This window comes from Pseudomonas sp. AC211 (assembly GCF_979258055.1).
Map to the genome: position 1 here is coordinate 794280 of NZ_OZ409830.1, position 19787 is coordinate 814066.

The window sequence follows — 19787 nt, forward strand, 5'->3', positions numbered from 1 at the left end:
ATGTCGCGCCTTGGCCTTCGCTATAAATTACTGGCGCCGCTGATTCTGCTGGTGTCGTTGGGCGTTACCTATTGGCTCTGGCACCACGAGCAACGCAACGCCCAGCTCGACCGTCTGGAAACCGCCGACTACAACCTGCGTGAAGCCACCAGCGCCATCGACCAACGCATCGCCGCCTACGAACAAGTGTTGCGCGGCGTGCAGGGCCTGTTCGCCGCTTCGGATCTGGTGCGTCGCGAAGAATTCAAAACCTACCTCGACTCGCTGCAGCTGGGCGTTGACTACGCCGGCCTGGAAGGCATCGGTTTCGTGCAATGGAGCAGCCGCGAGGCCTTGCCGGCGCTGATTGCCCAACAGCGGGCCAGCGGCGTGCCGGACTTTCAGGTGCGCCCAGAAGGAGAACGTGAGTTCTACGCGCCGGTGGTGCAGATGGAAATGCTGTCTGGCAACAGCCATCTGGTGCTGGGGATCGACCCCTTCGCCGACCCCGAACGCCGCATGGCCATGGAGCAGGCGCGCGATTCCGGCGACGCGAAAATCACCGGCAAGGTCGAGCTGGTGATTCCCAGCGAAGCCGATGCGCAAAGCAAAGCCGGCTTTCTGATGTTTCTGCCGGTGTACGCCAAAGGCCAACCCCACGTTAATCAGGCACAACGCCGCGCGACACTGATCGGTTGGGTGGTCGCGCCGCTGCGCATCAACAAATTGATGGCCAGCTTGTACGGGCCGCAGTCCAGCGCCATCGCCATCAAAATTCACGAAGGCGTGAAGCGCACGCCGACGTCGTTGTTGTTCGACTCCAGCGAAGGCAGTGTGCGCAGCCCCAGCGGCCCCAGCGATGCGGTCGAGTACCTGGAAGTGGCAGGGCGAACCTGGACCCTGGAAATGCTCAGCGAGCAACAACGCGACCGGCCCATCAGCAAAGACAATTCTGGGCTGATCGCCGGCGCCGGTCTGGCCCTGAGCCTGCTGCTAACCGTGCTGACGTGGATGTTGACCACCGGCCATTCCCGCGCGCAGACCCTGGCGCGGGAAATGACCCGCGAACTGCGCGCCAGCGAAACCCGTTTACGCCACCTGGCCGAGCATGACGCACTAACCGGCCTGCCCAACCGCGCGCTGTTTAGCGACCACCTGACCCACGCCTTGGCCCAGGCTCGGCGCAACCGCACGCGGCTGGCGCTGATGTTTATCGACCTGGACCGCTTCAAACCCATCAACGACACCCTTGGCCACCATGTCGGCGATACCCTGCTGCAAGTGGTGGCGCAGCGGCTGCAACACTGCGTGCGCGAGTCGGACATTGTCGGGCGCATGGGTGGCGACGAGTTTGTGGTGCTGCTGCCGGTGATCGACGGTGACAACGATGCGTTAGTGGTCGCCGAGAAAATTCGCGAAGCCCTGAATCAACCGTTCGACTTGGGCTGTGGGCAACCGTTGAGCCTGTCATCCAGCACCGGCATTGCCCTGTTTCCCGAGCATGGCGAGGACGAGGTGCAGCTCACCAAGAATGCCGACGCGGCGATGTACGCGGCCAAGGACAGCGGGCGCAATCAGGTGAAGTTGTACCAAGGCGCAACCGCCCCAGTCGCTTTGTAGGCTGGTGTTGAGCGAAGCGAAGCCCAACACCCGGCCACCGGTGGATTACAACTTTCCCGCCAAGCCAAACTTGCGCTTCAACACCCACTCCATCAGTCCTTGCGGCAGCAGCAGCGCGAGCAAGGGCAGCGCTCGGCTGCCGTTGCCCAAGCGCAACAAACGCGGCGGCTCCGCGCGCTGTACGGCGCTCAATACGTCGCGGGCAAAGTGGCTGGCCGGCGTCGGGTTGTCTTGTGACGCGCGCGCCCGGGCGCGAATGCCCTCGCGAATCGGCCACCACGGCGATTCTTCGGCAATCAACTGCTCAGCTTCGCGGCTGGCATTGGCGCCAAAGCTCGACGCAATGGCGCCCGGCTGCACTTCCAACACCCGCACACCAAAGGGCGCCAACTCCATGCGCAAGCCTTTGCTCAACGCATGCACCGCCGCCTTCGAGGCGCAGTACGCGGCCGCGAACGGCGTCACCAAAACGCCTGACACGCTGCTGATGTTCACAACCACGCCACGGCTGCGGCGCAACAGCGGAAACAGCGCGCGGGTCACGTCAATGAGGGCAAACACATTGGTATCGAACTGGCGCTGCAACGCCTCGCGGCCGCCATCCAGCAGCGGCCCCATGGCGCCATAGCCGGCATTATTGATCAGCACATCCAGGCCGCCCACTTCATCGCTAAGCCGCGCCGCCAATTGCGCAACGGCGGCGCTGTCGTTGACGTCCAGTTCCACCGCATCGAAACCGGCAGCGTTCAACGCCGCCAGATCGCTGGCCTTGCGCGCCGTGGCCCAGACGCGAAAGCCGGCCGCCTTGAAAGCATCTGCCAGGGCGCGGCCAATGCCGCTGGAGCAGCCGGTGATCAAAACGGTTTTGGACATGGGGGCTTCCTTTGTTGTTCTTGGTCTGTAGGAGCGAGCGCGCTCGCGAAGGCGATAGTGGCCCAACCGCAGAACGCAGGGAAGAATGACGAGCACCGTAGCCCGAAAAACGCTGGATTCCGAGTCGTCGGACCGTCGCCTTCGTGGGAGTGACGGTGGGCTAAACCAAGTCCTCCGTCATCCTCGCGAACGCGGGGATCCAGGCTCGCCTGTCGAACGCCGTAACTTGAAAAACCTGGATTCCGAGTCGTCGGACCGCCGCCTTCGCGGGAATGACGGTGGGCTAAACCAAATCCTCCGTCATCCTCGCGAACGCGGGGATCCAGGCTCGCCTGTCGAACGCCGTAACTTGAAAAACTCTGGATTCCGAGTCGTCGGACCGTCGCCTTCGTGGGAATGACGGTGGGCTAAACCAAGTCCTCCGTCATCCTCGCGAACGCGGGGATCCAGGCTCGCATGTCGAACACCGTAACTTGAAAAACTCTGGATTCCGAGTCGTCGGACCGCCGCCTTCGCGGGAATGACGGTGGCTAGTCGCCGCGGGTGCGGCAGTAAACACGGCCGAAAAAAGCCCCGCGGGTGCGGGGCTTCAAACGTTAAGAAATAACCGGATGGGTGGGTCGACCGTGTTCAATTTCCACCGCCTCGGCATCCGGCTTGGCCAGCAAGCTGTACACGCACGGCAACACGAACAGGGTGAATAGCGTGCCCACCGACATGCCGGTGGCAATCACCAAGCCGATGTCGAAGCGGCTGACCGCGCCGGCGCCGGTGGCGAGAATCAGCGGCACCATGCCGAACACCATCGCTGCCGTGGTCATCAGCACCGGACGCAAACGAATCGCCGCCGCTTCCTCAATGGCGGCGCGGCGGGACAAGCCCTGTTCGCGACGCAATTGGTTGGCGAATTCGACGATCAGGATGCCGTGTTTGGTGATCAGGCCAATCAAGGTCACCAACCCGACCTGGGTGTAGATGTTCATGCTTGAGTAGCCGAGAAACAGCGGGATCAACGCCCCGCAAATCGACAGCGGCACCGTCACCATAATCACCAGCGGGTCGCGGAAGCTCTCAAACTGCGCGGCGAGCACCAGGAAAATCAGCGCCAATGCCAGGGCGAAGGTCACGTACAACGCGCTGCCTTCCTGCACGTATTGGCGCGAGGCACCGGCAAAGTCGAAGGCGAACCCGCGTGGCGCTTCTTCTTGGGCAATCTGGCGCACGGTGTCGATGGCTTCGCCCATGCTGACGATCGGGAAGCCCTGGATGATCGCCGAGTTCAACTGCTGGAACTGGTTGAGCTGGGTAGGGCGGGCGCGGTCGTGCACGGTGATCAGGGTCGACAAGGGCACCATTTGGCCGCTGCCGTTCTTCACGTAGTAGTTGTTCAGCCAGCCCGGATTGTCGCGGTAGGCGCGCTCCACTTGGGCGATCACTTTGTAGCTGCGACCGTCGATGGTGAAACGGTTGATTTCGCCTTCGCCCAGCAGCGTGGACAGCGTGCCGCCCAGGTCTTCCATGTCGACCCCCATCAGGGCCGCCTTGGAACGGTCGATATCCACCACGATTTCCGGTTTGTCGAAGGCCAGGTCGACGTCGAGGAAAGCAAACTTGCCGGATGCCTGCACGCGCGTTTTGATCTTCTCGGTCACCTGCAACAGCGACTCGTAGTCGTTCGGCGTGTTCACCACAAACTGGAACGGCAAGCCTTCACCGGTGCCCGGCAACGAGGGCAGGTTGAAGCCGAAGATCTGCAACCCAGGAATTTCCCCGAGCTTGCCTTGCACGTCTTGCAGCAACTCCATCTGCGTGCGCGAGCGCTCGCTCCACGGCTTGAGCAAAAAGCCGCCGATGCCGCTCTGCACGCCGTTGATTCCGTTGATCTGGAACGAGGAGTAGTACTCGGGGAACTCCTTGAAGATTTTCGGGAACTGCTGGGTGTAGGCGTTGAGGTAGTTGAGGTTGGTCGGCTGCGGCGCCGTGGCCATCATGAACACGATGCCCTGGTCCTCGTCCGGCGCCAGTTCGCTTTTGATCATTTTCAGCATGATCGGGATCAGGCACAGCACCACAATGGCGACAAATATCACCACTGGGCGGGTGTTCAACGTGCCGTGCAGTACGCGTTGATAGCGCACTTTCAGGCCGTCGAAAATGCTGTCGAGTTTGTGCGCCAGGCCGCTTGGGTTTTCTTCGTGGCGCAGCAGCTTGGAGCACATCATCGGCGACAGGGTGAGGGCGACGATGCCGGAGATGATCACCGCACCGGCCAGTGTCAGGGCGAACTCCTTGAACAGCGCGCCGGTCAGGCCATCGAGGAAACCGATGGGGGCGTAAACGGCGGCCAGGGTGATGGTCATGGAAATCACCGGCACGGCGATTTCACGGGCGCCGTCGATGGCCGCGTTGAACGGTGTTTTGCCGTCCTCGATGTGTCGGTGAATGTTCTCCACCACCACGATGGCGTCGTCCACCACCAGGCCGATAGCGAGCACCATGGCCAGCAAAGTCAGCAAGTTGATGGAGTAGCCCATCAGTTGCATAAAGAACATCACGCCGATCATCGACAACGGAATGGTGATCACCGGGATCAGCACCGAGCGGAACGCGCCGAGGAACAGGAACACCACCACGATCACGATCAGCACCGCTTCAAACAAGGTCTTCACCACCTCGTCGATGGACGCCTGAATAAACAACGTGGCGTCGTAGGCGATAGACACTTTCAGGTTCGGCGGCAGCTGCGCTTCCAGCTCCGGCATGGCCGCGCGCACGTGCTTGATCACTTCCAGCGGGTTAGCGCTGGGGGTGGCCTTGATGCCGATATACACCGACGGCGTGCCATCGAACGAACTGATGGAGTCGTAGTTTTCCGCGCCCATTTCCACGCGGGCGATGTCTTTCAACAGCACGCGACTATCGCCAACGATTTTCACCGGAATAGCCGCGAAGGCTTCGGTGGATTTCAGGTCGGTGGTGGCGTTGACGCTGGTGACCACGTACTCGCCTTTGGTTTCACCGGCGGCGGAGAGGAAGTTATTTTTGCGGACCGCGTCGTTCACTTCCTGGGTGGTGATGCCGTAGGCGGCGAGCTTGACCGGGTCCAGCCAGATACGCATGGCGAATACCTGGTTGCCGAGAATTTCCGCTTCGGCCATACCCGGCAAGGTGGCGAGCTTGGGCTGGATCACCCGCGACAGGTAGTCGGTGATCTGCGGGTTGCTCAGCTCATCGCTGTAGAAACTCACGTACATCAGCGCCGAGGCGTCAGCCGCTTCCTTGCTCAACACCGGGTCTTCGGCGTTTTGCGGCAGCTGGTTTTTCACCTCGTTGGCTTTGGCCAGCAGCTCGGTAAACAGGCGGTCGCTGTCGGAGCCGATGCGCGCGTAAATCGAGATCACCGAATAGTTCTGGCGGCTCACCGAGGTCATGTAATCGATGCCCTCGGCGCTGGCCAGGGCTTGCTGCAACGGCTGGGTGATATAGCCCTGAATCGTCTCGGCGTTGGCGCCGGGGTAGGCGGTGGTCACCTGGATCAGGGCGTTTTCCATCTTCGGGTATTGGCGGATGGTCAGTTTGCTGAATGCCTGGAAGCCAAGCAGGATGATCAGCAGACTCACCACGGTGGCCAGCACCGGGCGACGGATAAAGGGATCGGTAAAAGCCATGAAGTGCTTCCTTTAACCAGCGGCGCTTTAGCGGCTGGCTGAGCTGTTCAGGAGTGCCTGGTCGTCGACGATGGTCACGTGGGCGCCGTTATCCAGCTTGAGCTGGCCGGCGGTCACCACTTGTTCGTCCTTTTGCAGGCCCTTGAGAATCACCACCTGGCCATCGCGGCGCTCGCCGGTTTCCACGAAGCGGCGCTCGACTTGCAGGAACGGCTGGCCTTTGTCGTCTTTCACGTCCTGGCCTTGCTCATCCTTCTTCACATTCACCACGTACACCGAGTTGCCGTACAGCGTGTAGGTGATGGCCGTCTCCGGCACCACCACGCGCAAGGCCTGGTCGGGCAGCAGCACTTCAAGGTTGGCGAACATGCCGGGCAGCAGCTTGCTGTCCGGGTTGCTCAGTACCGCGCGGATTTGCACGTTACGGGTGCGATTATCCACCTTGGGGTTGATGGCGTTGATCTCGCCTTCGAAGCTTTCCTTCGGGTAAGCCGCCACCACGAAACGCACGCGCTGGCCGAGCTTGAGTTGCGGTATCGACTGTTCCGGCAGGAAGAAGTCGACGTACAGGCTGCTGACGTCTTGCAGGGTGGCGATGATGGTGCCGCTGGACACAAAGTCGCCCACGTCGACCTGGCGGATACCGATGGTGCCGGCGAACGGCGCGACGATGCGTTTCTTCGCCAGAATGGCTTTGAGCTGCGCGACGCGGGTGTTGGATTTTTGCAGTTCGGCCGCCAGGCGGTCGTACTCGCTTTTGGACAGCGCCTGCCGGCTGACGAGGCTGCGGGCCCGTTCGAATTCAACCTGAGCCAGACCGCGTTCGGCTTCGGATGTGGCCAGGGTGGCGGTTTCCACCTCACTGTCGAGTTGCACGATGGGCTGGTGCAGCTCGACCTTCTGCCCGGACTTGAACAGCACGTCGCGCACGGTGCCGCTGGACTCGACCGTCAGGTCGACGCCTTGCAGGGCAGTGAGGGTGCCGATGGCCGGCAGACGGCTTTGCCATTGCAGCTCACCGCTGCGAGCGGCGGAGATGCTGATGGCGGGTTTGGGCGCGGTGAATTGGGCGATTTGGGTTTGCAGGTGAGTCCACCAGCCATAGCCGAGCGCGGCAATAACCAGTGCCATCACCACGAAGGTGATGATAAAGCGGCGGAGCAACATATTCCGGTTCCTTGGCAGGGAAAATGGGCCTGTGGAATAGGCAAGGCGCGTACCTTAGACCCACTGTTGCTGGCAAGTCAAAACCCGGCATTTGCAAATGATTGCGGTGGATAGGGCGACATAGATTCTGTAGGAGCGGCTTTAGCCGCGATGCTCTTTACGGTTAAAAAGCATCGCGGCTAAAGCCGCTCCCACAACCATCAAAAGCGAGCGGCGTTAGCCTCGAACGATCAGGCGCTCAACCGCTGCGTCACATCGCTCAACTGCCCCGACAACCCTCTCAAGTTCACGCTCGCCGCTTCCGTGCGCACGACGTTTTCCTGGTTGGTGGTGGCAATCGCGGTGATTTCGGTGAGGTTGCGTGAAATGTCTTCGGCCACCGACGTCTGTTCTTCCGCCGCTGTGGCGATCTGGCGGTTCATGTCGCGAATGGCTTCGACGGCCTGGGTGATGCGGTCGAGCATTTGCCCGGCCTCGGTCACTTGCTGCACGCCGGCTTCACTGCGGCTCTGGCCGTTTTCGATGGCCTTCACCGCGTTCAGCGCGCCGGTTTGCACGGTGTCGATGATCTGGTGAATTTCGGCGGTGGACTGCGCGGTGCGTTGCGCCAGGGTGCGCACTTCGTCTGCTACCACGGCGAAACCACGGCCCGCCTCACCGGCGCGTGCCGCTTCGATAGCGGCGTTAAGCGCGAGCAGGTTGGTTTGATCAGCGATGCCGCGAATCACTTCCAGCACTTTGCCGATGCGGCCGCTGTCGGTTTCCAGGCGGCGAATAACCTCGGCGGTGTTGGCGATTTCGCCGCTCATGGCGGTGATGGTCTGAATGGTCGATTGCATCACCGTGCTGCCTTGCTGCGCCGAGTGGTCGGCATCATCGGCCGCACCTGCGGCTTCGGCGGCGTGACGCGCCACTTCCTGAGCGGTGGCCGACATCTCGTGCATGGCCGTGGCCACCTGGTCGGTACGCGAGAACTGTTCGGCGGTGCCTTGAGCCATCAGCGTGGCGATGGCGTTCAACTCGCCGCTGGCGCTGTCCAGTTCGCTGGTGCTGCGTTGCAGGCGGGTGAAGGTGTCGGCGAGAAAGTCGCGCAGGGTGTTGGCGGCCACGGCCAGGTTGCCCAGTTCATCGCGGCGGCTGGTGTCTACACGCTGGCCGAAGTTGCCTTGGCTGAGGCGGCCGATGTGTTCGATCAGGCTTTTGATCGGCGTGATCAGGTTGCGGTTGACCAGCCACAGGCTGAGCAGGGCGATCAGCACGCTGGCGCCCAGCAATACGGTTGTGCCAAGCCACACGGTGCGTTCCGCACTGGCGCTGATGGCAGCGGCCTGCTCTTCGCTGCGCTGATGCAACTGAGTGACCAGCGCGCCCATTTGATCGCTGGTGGCGCGGTCGATGCCCTGTACGGCTTTGTCGCCTGCAGTCGGGTCAGCGTCGGCTGCAACAAACGCGGCTTTGCCTTTGCGGTACGACGCGCCGAGCGCCTGATGCTCAGTGCGCAGGTTTTCTACCTGGGTTTTGAGCCCGACGTCATCGCCGGTTTCGGCAATCAGGTCGCCGAGAATCTTCTGAACCTTGCGCTCCTGCTCTTCGAACTGGCCCCAATACTTGTCTTGAGCTGCGGGGTCTTTGCCGCGCAGCAGCACGTTTTTCCACTCTTGAACCTGGGATTTGAATTCGAGGTTGGCCTGATCGACCAGCTGCGACTCTTGCAGCGGACCGTCGAGCAGCCCGCGGTAGTTCTGAATGCCGCCGGACAGAAAGCTGAAGCAGGCCAGGGCAATGATCACGGTGAGCAGCAGGCTGCCGCCCAACAGGGCAAGAATCTGCGCGCGCAGGGAGTTTTGTAAAAACATAGGGAAACGCCTCTCGGGAAAGTGGTGGCTAAACACCGGTTCGCTCAAGATGCGAGGCGTCTTACTTCCCTGTAGCTCATGACGACAGACACGCCAAAACTGTCCGCCGAGCTAAATGGCCCGGAGCGCACAGGTGTTGTTTGAATATAGTCGGCTGTAGAGTTTGGACTTAAGTCTGTAGGAAAATTCTGGCAGATGGCCATGACGGGCGGTCGCGGCTGCCAGTTAAAAGCTCGAGGCTAAAGCCTCTCCTACGGAGACCGCGTTTTAACTGTAGGAGAGGCTTTAGCCTCGATTCTTGGAAACGAAAGAGGATCAGGCCGTCTTCAGATGTAGATGGTTGTCCCAAAGCCCTGCCGGTAGATCCAGTGCTTGCGGGCTGATGCTGGCGCTGCGGCAGTCGTAGAAGCGGCAGCGGCCCTGGCCGGAGGTGACGACGAAGCCGTCTTGCACCGCGCCCACGCCGGCGCAGTCTGGCAGCGGTGCATCCAGGCGCACGGCGCCGCTGTCCAGGTCCCATATAAAGAAGCGATTGCCGCGCGGTGCGGTGAGCGCCACCAGGCGCAGGTCGCTGTGCACGGCCACGCTGGCGGTGTACTGGGCCATGGCGTCGCGTTGTTCGGCTTCGATGGGAAAGGCCTGGAACGGTTGGCCCGGGCGCTTGATGGCCAGAAGCTCGGCCGGCTCATGGGAATCGCCCATAAATTGCTGGCCGGCCAAGATGGTGCCGTCGCTGGCAATGGCCAGGTGACGCACGCTGTTCATTTGCTGGCTCAGGGTTTCCTTGGAGATCAGCGTGCCGTCGCGCTGGAGCAGCACCAGGCTGGGTTCCATGGCGTGCAGGTTCATTTCCTTGCGGCTTTCGGCTTCGGTGCGGATGCCACCGTTGGCAATCACGAAGGTTTCGCCGTCGGGCATCCACGACACTTGATGCGGACCCAGGCCGTGGGTGCTCAGCTCGCCGCTGTGGTGGAGCTGGCCGTTGTCGTAGCGGTAAACGGTGAGCAGGCCGCGACCCGGATCGGTGGTGTCGTTGTCGGTGGTGTACAGCCACTCGCCACTTTTATGGAACACGCCGTGGCCGTAGAAGTGGCGGTTCGGTTGCGAGCGCACGGTTTGCAGCAGGCGGCCATCGCGCAGGTCGATCAGGTAGCTTTCGGTGCCCGGCCGACGCGCCACGAACAGGGCGACCGGCTGGCTTGGGTGCTCGACCACATCGTGACAGCGCTGCGCCACTTCGGTGGCGAACACCTGGGTGCCGTCGAGGCGATAGCCGACGGCGTAGTGTTTGCCATGGCTGTCGTCGCGCGCCGACAGCACCAGCGGGTTTTGGCCTTTGCGGCTGACGGTCCAGCCGCCCAGTGTCAGTGCACCGAGCAGCAGGCTGCCGAGGCCCAGGACATGACGGCGGAGCATGTTAGTCACCATCGTTGGCGTTGAAGCCGAGTTGAACGTTGAGGGCTTTCGCCAGCTCGCTTTCGTGCAGGCGGTGAACCACGTTGAGGCTGTCGTAGAAGTCGTTGAGGGCTTTGCGCCCGGCTTCGTCGGCGAGCAGTTCGGTGAGCGGGCGGTCCATAGCGTCGAGTTGGCGACGGGATTCCACATAGGCGGCGTCAATTTTCTCCGCCAAGGCTTTTTGCTCATCCGGCAGCAGGCCACGAATGCCGTGGTTGTCGACGCCTTTCCAGAGGTTCTCGGCGCTGGCCAGGCTGGCAGCGATACTTTTCAGCGAGGTGTTGCTGCGCCAGCCTTCAGCCTGGAACGGTTGCGGCAAATTTTTGGTCTGCCGGCCCAGCGGCGCGCCGAGTTTTTTCTTCAGCATGTCGAGGCCGGTGACCTGCACCCGCAGCAATTCGGCGATGGCTTCGTGGGAGTCGGCGTAGCGCTGGTTGGGGAATTTGCTCAGCTGGTCGACCATGCCGTCCTTGCTGTCCCAGCGGCCGAGGATTTCTTCGGCGAGGGTTTGCTGACGTTGACCGATGGCTTCGAGCAGCGGGCAATAACGGGCTTTGGTTTCGGCGTCGGCGAGGTCCAGCTTGCTGTCGTAAAGAATGTATTCGTAGGCCGACAGGCCTTGCACCACGACGCTGGACTTGGCCAGGGCGGCGGCGTCGATATTCGGCGTCGCTTTGATCAACTGCTCGACCTGACGGCCGACCAGGTCTTTCTTGTCGGGCCAGAACTGCACCTGCCAGGCGCGGTTGCCTTCGGCCAGCGGGCCGATCATCAGCGGCTGCAATTCAGCCCAGGCTTTTTGCGCCGCGAGGAAGTCGGCACGGGCTTTTTCCACGTCGGCCTTACCGGAGCAGAACGCCAGGGCGCTGGCGGCCAACGCGCGGTCGGCTTCAACCCAGCGGCTGTAGGTGGGCAGAATCACTTGCTTGGCCAGCGCGGTGGAAATCTGCGCTTGCTGGTCGGTAGGCGAGCAGGCGCCCAGGGCGAGGGCGGCAATGCTGCTGAAGAGCAATTTGGTGCGGAACGTCTTCTTCCCAAACATGAGGCTAAAAGCTCCTTACAGAGAATTCAGGAACGCCAGCAGCGCAGCGCGCTGTTCGGCATCGTAAGCGAGAACTTGCTGTTGCGCGGCCTGCGCTTCGCCGCCGTGCCAGACAATGGCTTCCAGCAGGTTGCGCGCGCGACCGTCGTGCAGAAATTGGGTGTGGCCGTTGACCGTTTGCGTGAGGCCGATGCCCCACAGCGGCGGCGTGCGCCATTGGCTGCCGCTGGCGTTGAATTCCGGGCGATTGTCGGCGAGGCCGGGGCCCATGTCATGCAGCAACAGGTCGGTGTAGGGGCGAATCACCTGATTGGCCAGCTCCGGTTCGGCCGCGTCGCTGCGCGTGGTGAATTGCGGCGTGTGGCACTGCTGGCAACCGGCTTGGTGGAACAGGCTTTTGCCGGCCAGCACCTGCGGGTCGTTTACCTGGCGCCGCGCCGGCACGCCGAGGTTGCGCGTGTAGAACAGCACCTGACTGAGCAAATGATCGCTGACTTCCGGCATTCCGCCATCAGGCGCGGCTTTGCAGGCGGTTTGCGCCGGCGTGCATTCGTCGAAAGGGCGCAGCGTGGTGGTCAGGCCCATGTCGGCGGAGAACGCATGCACGTTCTGTTGGTTGAGCGAGGGCTGCCCGGCTTTCCAGCCGAAACGGCCGAGCACGGTTTTCTGCTGCACGTCGTCCCATACTTGGTTGGGCTGGCCGGCGATGCCGTTGTCGGCGGCTTTTTGCGCGGCGGCGCCGGCGAGAATGGCGTCGTCGGGAATCGCTTCAAGCAAGCCCAGACCAATCATCGGCGGGGCAATGCGCGCGGAAAACTGCGCGTTGGCGCTGATCGGGCCGTAGCCCCAGTTGCTGATTTGCAGCTGCGGTTGGCGCAGCTCGATTTGCGTGCCGTCTTTGAACGCGACCGGGTGGGTCTGGTAGTCGACGCGAATGCGCGCTTCCGGCTCCACGCCGGGAATCGACATGTCTTGCAGCTGCGTGCCGTAGACCGGCTCCGGCACCACGCCGACTTTTTCAATCAGCGCCGCTTGCTCGGCGCTCGCTGGCAGCGACACGCGCACCAGCATCGACACAGCGTTGACGTCGTCGCCCACCGGCGGATGGCCGCGCCCGTCTTTGATGTGGCAATTCTGGCAGGCGTTGGTGTTCATCAGCGGGCCGAGGCCATCGCGGGCGATGGTGGTGGACGGCGCGATGACCCACGGGTTGCGGAAGAAACTGTTGCCTACGGCGAAGTCCAGACGCCGAGTGGGCGTGAGGTTGCCGGAGGGTTGGGAGAAGGCGTCGCGGTTGTGCTTGCCCACCGTGGCCTGACCGCCAGACAGCGCTTCGCCAGGCTCGGCCTCGGTAAAGCGCGGCGACTTATCGCAGGCGCTCAGGCCAGCCACACAAAAGGTGACCACGCTCAGGGCAAGCAGCAGGGAAGGGCGCGCGCGAGGCATCAAGGGGTGTTCCAGACCACGAAAACAAGCGCGCAAGCTTAGCAGCTAGGGCGCTTTCAAATAAGAGGGATTTGCGTTTGCCGAGGAGGTTAATTGTCACAGCGTCAAAAAGATGTGAAGGGCGGGTGGTTTTGGTGGCAGGCGTTCAACCATGATTTCGCGGGGTCGGTTAAAAGCATCGCGGCTGAAGCCGCTCCTACAGGGGCAAGCGTGAGGTATAAAAAAACGGATGCGCTTTTTGGGCGCATCCGTTTGACGTTCAGGTGCCAGATCGGTGGCGGTTAGAACGTGTGATCAGCGGTGTCAGGCTTGAGGTCGTTGATGCCCAGCTTGGCAGCGGCTTGCTCGATGGCGCCGGTTTGTTTCACCAGGGCCGCGATCGCGTCACGCACGATCTGGTTGCCCGCCGCGTTGTCGGCAGCGATCAGTTGGTCGAAGTGCACGCCTTTGTTGGCGCTGTCGACCATCACTTGCAGCTTGGCTTCGGTGGCGGCCAGGTCGTCTTTGGCGGTGGTGTCGGTGGCCGGGTCGATTTTCGCCACGAGCGAGGACAGGCTTGGGCCGGTCAGCGTGGTGCCGTCGACTTTCTTGTACTCGCCCAGGTAGACGTTGCGAATGCCTTTGCCGTTGTAGAAGTGCGAGTTGTGGGTGTTGTCGCTGAAGCAGTCGTGTTCGTCTTCGGTGGAGTTGGCTTCCAGCGCCACTTTCATACGCTCGCCAGCCAGTTCGCCGAGCGACAGGCTGCCCATGCCGAAGAGCATTTTGCGCAGGCCATTTTCCGGGGCTTCAGCCACCAGCGTGGCGCGGTAGTTGTCGGCAACGCCGGCTTTCCACTGCTCAACCATGCTGTCGAGGTCTTTAACCAGCAGCGCGGTAGCGGCTTTCAGGTATTCGGCGCGACGGTCGCAGTTGCCGTGGGTGCAGTCTTTGCCAGTGGCGTAATCGGTAGCCGGACGCTCGCCAGCACCTGGGCCGGTGCCGTGCAGGTCTTGGCCCCACAGCAGGAATTCGATGGCGTGGTAGCCGGTAGCCACGTTGGCTTCAGAACCGCCCAGCTCGTTCAGGCTGGCCAGTTTTTCGCCGGTGATTTCGGTGACGTCGATCTTGTCGTCGCCAACCTGAATGCTTTTGTTGGCGATGATGTTGGCGGTGGCGGCCGGGTTGCCTTGAGCGGCCGGAGTGTCGGCGGCGACGTAGTCGATCAGACCTTCGTCCAGCGGCCAGGCGTTCAGTTGACCTTCCCAGTCATCGACCACGGCGTTGCCGAAACGGAACACTTCGCTCTGCATGTACGGAACGCGAGCGGCCAGCCAGGCGTCTTGAGCGGCTTTCTGAGTGGCGGCGGACGGCGCGGCGATAAACGCGTCTACGGCTTTTTGCAGGGCGTGGCCGGTGGTGGCCGCGTCGCTGAATACAGCGAACGCCAAGTCAGCGTAATGGTTGACGACGGCTTTGGCCGCAGCCTCATCGACTTTGCCAGTAGCGGCGGCAGCAGGAGCGGTGGCGGTGCTGGCAGCAGGAGCGGCTGCTTGAGTGGCTTGCTCTTTCTTGTCATCGCCGCAGCCGGCGAGAGAAATAGCGATGGCCAGCAGACTGGCGGTAGCCAGAGGCATACGAATCATGGCGAGGTCCTTTTGCATCGTGAGGTGGGTGACTGCGCAGCGCGTCTGGGCTGCAAAACGCGCACATAATGCGAAAGATTTTCATTTTGTGCAAAGCCTTGTGCCGCGATTTATTGTTTTTACGCGTGCGCCAGTTCTGCTTTGTTGGTGGCTTCGTGGCTGAGAATGCCAGCATCGTGAATGCTGCTTGGATGGGAGATCCTGCTATGAGCGTGACGGCCGTTGTGACCTTGGTGGTGCTGTTTTTTATCGCGGTGTACGCGGTGTCGATTTACAACGCGCTGGTGCGGGTCAAGCACGGGGTGACCAAGGCGTGGTCCAACATTGACGTGTTGCTCAAACAGCGCCACGACGAACTGCCCAAGCTGGTGGAAACCTGTAAGCAATACATGCAGCACGAACGCACCACGCTTGAGCAGGTGATTGCCGCGCGCAACGCCGTGGGCACGGCCCGTGAGCGTGGTGATGTGAGCGCCGTTGGCCAAGCCGAAAGTGGTCTGCGCGCCGGCCTCGGCCAGTTGTTCGCCCTGGCGGAAAACTACCCGCAGCTCAAAGCCAACGAGAGCTTCCAGTTCTTGCAGCAGCGCATCAGCGGCCTGGAAAACGGCATTGCCGATCGCCGTGAGCTGTACAACGAGGCGGCGAATATCAACAACGTGCGCATCGAGCAATTTCCCGATGTGATCGTCGCCCGCGCCTTCAACTTCAAGCCCGCCGACTTGCTGGTGTTCAGCGATGCGGAAAAGGCCGACGTCAACGTCAAAGCACTGTTCGGTTAAGCGCTGAATCGTGGACATTCAGCAGTTCAGCTTTCTGATGTGCTTCGCCGTGGCCATGTGCGGCGGTGGCGCCTGGTGGTGCATGAGCCGCTTCAGCGCCGCGCGGCACATGCTCGACACACCGACCTCGAAAATCCGCTCCGCCGCGCAAGGCTATGTCGAATTTTATGGCCTGTTGCAGGAGGTGCCGGGCATGGCGCAAACCATAGCGCCGCTTTCCGGCACGCCGTGTTTGTGGTGGCGCATCAAGGTGGAAGAGTCGCGCAGCAATGGCAAAACCCGCTCGTGGAGCGTGGTCGACAGCCGCACCAGTGAAGGCTGGCTGCAACTCTCCGACAGCACCGGCGAATGCCTGATCGACCCCAACGGCGCGCAGGTTCGGCCTTCAACCCGCAAGGTCTGGTATGGCAGCACTCGCCATCCGATGGGGCCGGCGAAGGCCGGTTTCTTCGCCTTCTTCAGCCATAGCGACCAGTACCGTTACACCGAAGAACGCCTGCATGTGGGCCAGCTGCTGTACGCCATCGGCGACTTCAAAACCACCGGCGGCGGACGCCAGGGCCTGGACCTTAACGCTGCGCAGGGCGAGGTGATTCGCGAGTGGAAGGGGGATTTCAGCGGCTTGTTGCAACGCTTTGACAGCAACGCCGACGGCCAGCTCGACGACCAGGAATGGAACCGCGTGCGCCTGGCTGCGCAGCTGGAAGCCGAAGACCGGCACCGGCAAACCAGCTCACGGCCCGCGACCAATTTCATGGGCCAGCCCGAGACGTCGCAGCCGTTCATTCTTTCCAATGCCGGGGAAGATGAACTGGCCCGCACGTTTTATTGGCAGGCCGGATTGGGCGTGGTGGTGTGTTTGGCGGGGGCGTTGGCGATTAACTGGTTGTTGCAGAATTATCAGGGCTGACGGCCAATCCCCGTCATCCCCGTCATCCCCGTCATCCGTATTCCCGTCATCCCCGCGAAGGCGGGGATCCAGAATTTGGCAGGTAACTGCGTCCGCCGGACATTCTGGATTCCGAATTGTCGGACCACCGCCTACGCGGGAATGACGGAGTGAAGACTGCGAGATTCATTCATCCGCCGATGAGCCCAACAAAAAACGCCACGCATCAAAGCGTAATGCTGGCGTCACTAATTCTGCGCGATTGCTTGAGGAACAGCGTCAGCTCACGCGCTGGCAGCGGTTTGCTGTAGAGGTAGCCCTGACCTTCGTGGCAGCCCTGGGCAATGATGTAGGCCTCTTGTTCCAGCGTCTCCACGCCCTCGGCGATCACCTGCATGCCGAGACTTTTCCCCAGCTGAATAATGGCCCGCACGATGGTGGCGTCGTCTTCGTCGTCGAGCAGGTCTTGCACGAAGCTCTTGTCGATTTTGATCTTGTCCAGCGGCAGACTTTTTAGGTAGCTCAGCGAGGAATAGCCGGTGCCGAAGTCGTCAATGGCGATCAGCGCGCCGGAGCGGCGCAGGCTGAGCAGGTGCTGGGCGGCGGTGGTGATGTCTTCCATCAGACCGGTTTCCGTCACTTCCAATTCCAGGCTGCGCGGTGGCAGGCGGTACATCTGCATCAGGTTGTTGACTACGCGTGGCAACTCGGCGTGGTGCAGCTGCACGGTCGACAGGTTGATGGCCATGCGCAAGTCGGTGAAGCCTTGGTCGTGCCATTCGCGCAGTTGGCGGCAGGTCTGGTCGAGAATCCATTCGCCAATTGGAATGATGCTGCCGTTCTGTTCGGCCAGCGGAATAAAGGTGTCTGGCGGCACCAAGCCATGCTGCGGGTGCTGCCAGCGCAGCAGCGCCTCGACTCCGACGATGCGGTGGTCGCGGTAGTCCACCTGCGGCTGATAAACCAGGTGCAGTTGGCCTTGGGTCAGCGCTTCGCGCAGGTCCTTTTCCAGTTCGCGGCGGCGGCGCATTTCGCTGTCGACGCTGGCGATATAGAACTGGTAGCGGTTGCGCGAGCGGCTCTTGGCCAGGGTCATGGTCTGTTCGGCTTTTTGCAGCAGCTTCTCGGTGCTGTCGCCGTCTTCCGGGAACAGGGTGATGCCAATGGTGGCCCGCAGCATCACTTCCTGTTGGTCGAGCAGGAACGGCGCTTCCAGATCATCCAGCACGCTTTGCGCCAGTTCGGCGGCTTCGTAGGGTTGTTCGATGTCTGCCTGAACCAGGGCGAACTGGTCGCCGCCTAAGCGGGCAAGGGCGCCGAGGCGGCCGCTGTGGCTGCGCAGGCGATCAGACAAAGCGAGCAGCAATTGGTCGCCGGTCTGGTAGCTGAATTGTTCGTTGATGCCTTTGAAATCATCCAGGCCCACGCACAACACCGCGACCCGACGCTGAAGGCGCCCGGCATCGCCAAGAATCTGGTCAAGCTGGGTTTGCAATTGCTGGCGGTTGGGCAGGCCGGTGAGGAAGTCGTACTGCGCCATGCGCAGCAAACTGTCTTCGGCTTCGCGGCGTAAATGGGTGTTGCGTTCGATGGAGGAGAGCAACTGATTGGCCGTGTTGATCCACAGCCCCAGCTCGTTTTTCTCATTGCCCTTGAGCATGGGCAACTTGTGCTCGCTGGGGCGGTCCGGGTTGATGTTGGTGAGGTGCTCGATAATTTTCGACAGCGGCTTGGTCAGCAGCCAGTGGTAGACCAGATATAAAACCAACCCCATGGCCAGTGCGCGCAGCACGCCGGAGACAAAAATGATCACCGAGCTGGTGATGAAGTCCTGGCCGTAGCGGGCGGTGTCGAGGGTGATGGCGAGGTCGCCGTAGTATTCGCTGTAAGGGCCGCGGCCAACCAACTGGGTGGTGAAGGTGGCTTCGTCGCCAAGAATAGGGTCGGTCAGCCAGCGGGTGGAGCGCACCATTGGCTCGCGCGATTTTTCCGCGAGCATCGGCTCGTTGGGATGGCCGATGGAGGCCACGCGTACGGATTCGTTTTGAAACAGGCCCTCGATGACCTGCATGCCCATCTCGCGGTCTAGGCTGTAGACAGCTTGCGTGGAAGGGTCGCGAAACATATCCAGGATGCGGTGCGCGTCATCGGCAATCGCCTGCCGCGTCTTGTAGACGTCGAACATGATTTGCGCGCAGCTCAACAGCACCCCGACCACTAGCGCCGATAACAGCACCACGCGGAGCAGTTTCAGCGACAGGCTGTGTTTGAGTTCCAGCTTCAAATGACCATTCCTTGTTCGAGACCACAGGCGTCATACCGATGGAGTATTAGCAATCGTGAGGAAGCAGTCAAAGGGCCATCACAGTGAAAAAATTATCAAGAAGGCGCGTCGCGCCGCCAGCGCTTTTTCAAACCAGGCGCTGAGCTGCCACGGTTGCGCTCGAACTGTGTCGGTCGGGGCTCTTCACAACTTTAGACCGCTGAGCATTTTTCTCGCCGTCAGGGGTGGAGATTGCGATAAATGGCCCGCGCTCGTAAACCGCTACCAAAGCAGGCTGTGAAGCACGAATAAAAAAACCCGGCGAATGCCGGGTTTTTTCAGAACGGGTGCTGGGCTTAAGAGGCGAAGTTTTTCGCAACGAAATCCCAGTTAACCAGGTTCCAGAACGCTTCTACGTATTTTGGACGCAGGTTGCGGTAGTCGATGTAGTAAGCGTGTTCCCACACATCGCAGGTCAGCAGCGGGGTGTCGCCGCTGGTGATCGGGCAGCCGGCGCCGATGGTGCTGGCCAGAGCCAGGGAACCGTCAGGTTTCTTCACCAGCCAGCCCCAGCCGGAACCGAAAGTGCCGATCGAGGTTTTGCTGAATTCTTCTTTGAATTTGTCGAACGAGCCGAAGGCTGCGTTGATGGCATCGGCCAGAGCGCCAGTCGGTTGGCCGCCAGCGTTAGGCGCCAGGCAGTTCCAGTAGAAGGTGTGGTTCCAGACCTGGGCTGCGTTGTTGAAGATGCCGCCCGACGAGGTCTTGACGATTTCTTCCAGGGTTTTGCCTTCGAACTCGGTGCCTGGCACCAAGTTGTTCAGGTTCACGACGTAGGTGTTGTGGTGTTTGTCGTGGTGGTATTCCAAGGTTTCCTTGGAGATGTGCGGCTGCAATGCGTCGTGGGCATACGGCAGCGGAGGCAATTCGAAAGCCATGGGTGATTCTCCTAATCAGGGTCAGTTGCGGTATAGGCGCAAGGCCGATCACGGGCGGCCAAACATGCGACGGGGAGTTTGTACTCTTTGCGCCGCAGGGGTCGGATCATAGCACCGGGCCTGTGGCATAACCACGCAGCAACTGTGTGGTTAAGCCCGGCCCAGAGCTGTGTTGCAGACGGCTGCGTCA

Annotated in this window: 13 protein-coding genes; 3 read left to right on the top strand and 10 right to left on the bottom strand. The window is 61.4% G+C overall.

Annotated features, from left to right (window positions below; all coding sequences use genetic code 11):
• The gene (locus ACZZZP_RS03865; protein ID WP_463384644.1) at positions 1-1599 is read left to right on the top strand and encodes a CHASE domain-containing protein; all 1599 of its coding nucleotides are present in this window, start codon (positions 1-3) and stop codon (positions 1597-1599) included.
• Positions 1600-1644: 45 nt separating this feature from the next.
• Here the strand turns inward: ACZZZP_RS03865 and ACZZZP_RS03870 are convergent, their stop codons facing one another.
• From ACZZZP_RS03870 to ACZZZP_RS03905, 8 genes are all read right to left on the bottom strand, one after another.
• Positions 1645-2472 (bottom strand): SDR family oxidoreductase, encoded by an 828-nt coding sequence (locus ACZZZP_RS03870; protein ID WP_463381861.1) that lies wholly within the window; start codon positions 2470-2472, stop codon positions 1645-1647.
• Positions 2473-3068: 596 nt separating this feature from the next.
• Positions 3069-6140: a multidrug efflux RND transporter permease subunit gene (locus tag ACZZZP_RS03875; protein ID WP_463381862.1), complete on the bottom strand. Its 3072-nt coding sequence runs from the start codon at positions 6138-6140 to the stop codon at positions 3069-3071.
• Positions 6141-6167: 27 nt separating this feature from the next.
• Positions 6168-7307, bottom strand: a complete 1140-nt coding sequence (locus ACZZZP_RS03880; protein WP_463381863.1) for an efflux RND transporter periplasmic adaptor subunit — start codon at positions 7305-7307, stop codon at positions 6168-6170.
• 230 nt (positions 7308-7537) lie between these two features.
• The gene (locus ACZZZP_RS03885; RefSeq protein WP_463384645.1) at positions 7538-8626 is read right to left on the bottom strand and encodes a methyl-accepting chemotaxis protein; all 1089 of its coding nucleotides are present in this window, start codon (positions 8624-8626) and stop codon (positions 7538-7540) included.
• 852 nt (positions 8627-9478) lie between these two features.
• Entirely contained in the window at positions 9479-10579 is a 1101-nt protein-coding gene (locus ACZZZP_RS03890) for a DUF1513 domain-containing protein (RefSeq protein WP_463381864.1), read from the bottom strand.
• 1 nt (position 10580) lies between these two features.
• Entirely contained in the window at positions 10581-11660 is a 1080-nt protein-coding gene (locus tag ACZZZP_RS03895) for an imelysin family protein (RefSeq protein ID WP_463536285.1), read from the bottom strand.
• A 15-nt stretch (positions 11661-11675) separates the two neighbouring features.
• Positions 11676-13106, bottom strand: coding sequence for a di-heme oxidoreductase family protein (locus ACZZZP_RS03900; protein WP_463381865.1), 1431 nt, complete (start codon positions 13104-13106; stop codon positions 11676-11678).
• A 281-nt stretch (positions 13107-13387) separates the two neighbouring features.
• A complete protein-coding gene (locus ACZZZP_RS03905; RefSeq protein ID WP_463381866.1) occupies positions 13388-14728 on the bottom strand; it encodes an imelysin family protein in 1341 nt (446 codons plus the stop codon).
• 206 nt (positions 14729-14934) lie between these two features.
• Here ACZZZP_RS03905 and ACZZZP_RS03910 point away from each other — a divergent pair, with 206 nt between their 5' ends.
• Positions 14935-15507: a LemA family protein gene (locus tag ACZZZP_RS03910; RefSeq protein WP_122492794.1), complete on the top strand. Its 573-nt coding sequence runs from the start codon at positions 14935-14937 to the stop codon at positions 15505-15507.
• Between the two features lie 37 nt (positions 15508-15544).
• Positions 15545-16417, top strand: coding sequence for a GIDE domain-containing protein (locus ACZZZP_RS03915; protein WP_463384646.1), 873 nt, complete (start codon positions 15545-15547; stop codon positions 16415-16417).
• Between the two features lie 205 nt (positions 16418-16622).
• Here ACZZZP_RS03915 and ACZZZP_RS03920 read toward each other — a convergent pair whose 3' ends face one another.
• The gene (locus ACZZZP_RS03920) at positions 16623-18680 is read right to left on the bottom strand and encodes a GGDEF domain-containing phosphodiesterase (protein ID WP_122492793.1); all 2058 of its coding nucleotides are present in this window, start codon (positions 18678-18680) and stop codon (positions 16623-16625) included.
• A 335-nt stretch (positions 18681-19015) separates the two neighbouring features.
• The gene (locus tag ACZZZP_RS03925; RefSeq protein WP_122492792.1) at positions 19016-19597 is read right to left on the bottom strand and encodes a Fe-Mn family superoxide dismutase; all 582 of its coding nucleotides are present in this window, start codon (positions 19595-19597) and stop codon (positions 19016-19018) included.
• Between the last annotated feature and the right edge of the window lie 190 nt (positions 19598-19787).

Coding starts and splice junctions, on each gene's coding strand:
- ACZZZP_RS03910 (WP_122492794.1), top strand. CDS start 14,935: ATGAGCGTGACGGCCGTTGTGACCTTGGTGGTGCTGTTTTTTATCGCG.
- ACZZZP_RS03870 (WP_463381861.1), bottom strand. CDS start 2,472: ATGTCCAAAACCGTTTTGATCACCGGCTGCTCCAGCGGCATTGGCCGC.
- ACZZZP_RS03900 (WP_463381865.1), bottom strand. CDS start 13,106: ATGCCTCGCGCGCGCCCTTCCCTGCTGCTTGCCCTGAGCGTGGTCACC.
- ACZZZP_RS03915 (WP_463384646.1), top strand. CDS start 15,545: ATGTGCTTCGCCGTGGCCATGTGCGGCGGTGGCGCCTGGTGGTGCATG.
- ACZZZP_RS03905 (WP_463381866.1), bottom strand. CDS start 14,728: ATGATTCGTATGCCTCTGGCTACCGCCAGTCTGCTGGCCATCGCTATT.
- ACZZZP_RS03880 (WP_463381863.1), bottom strand. CDS start 7,307: ATGTTGCTCCGCCGCTTTATCATCACCTTCGTGGTGATGGCACTGGTT.
- ACZZZP_RS03865 (WP_463384644.1), top strand. CDS start 1: ATGTCGCGCCTTGGCCTTCGCTATAAATTACTGGCGCCGCTGATTCTG.
- ACZZZP_RS03925 (WP_122492792.1), bottom strand. CDS start 19,597: ATGGCTTTCGAATTGCCTCCGCTGCCGTATGCCCACGACGCATTGCAG.
- ACZZZP_RS03895 (WP_463536285.1), bottom strand. CDS start 11,660: ATGTTTGGGAAGAAGACGTTCCGCACCAAATTGCTCTTCAGCAGCATT.
- ACZZZP_RS03875 (WP_463381862.1), bottom strand. CDS start 6,140: ATGGCTTTTACCGATCCCTTTATCCGTCGCCCGGTGCTGGCCACCGTG.
- ACZZZP_RS03890 (WP_463381864.1), bottom strand. CDS start 10,579: ATGCTCCGCCGTCATGTCCTGGGCCTCGGCAGCCTGCTGCTCGGTGCA.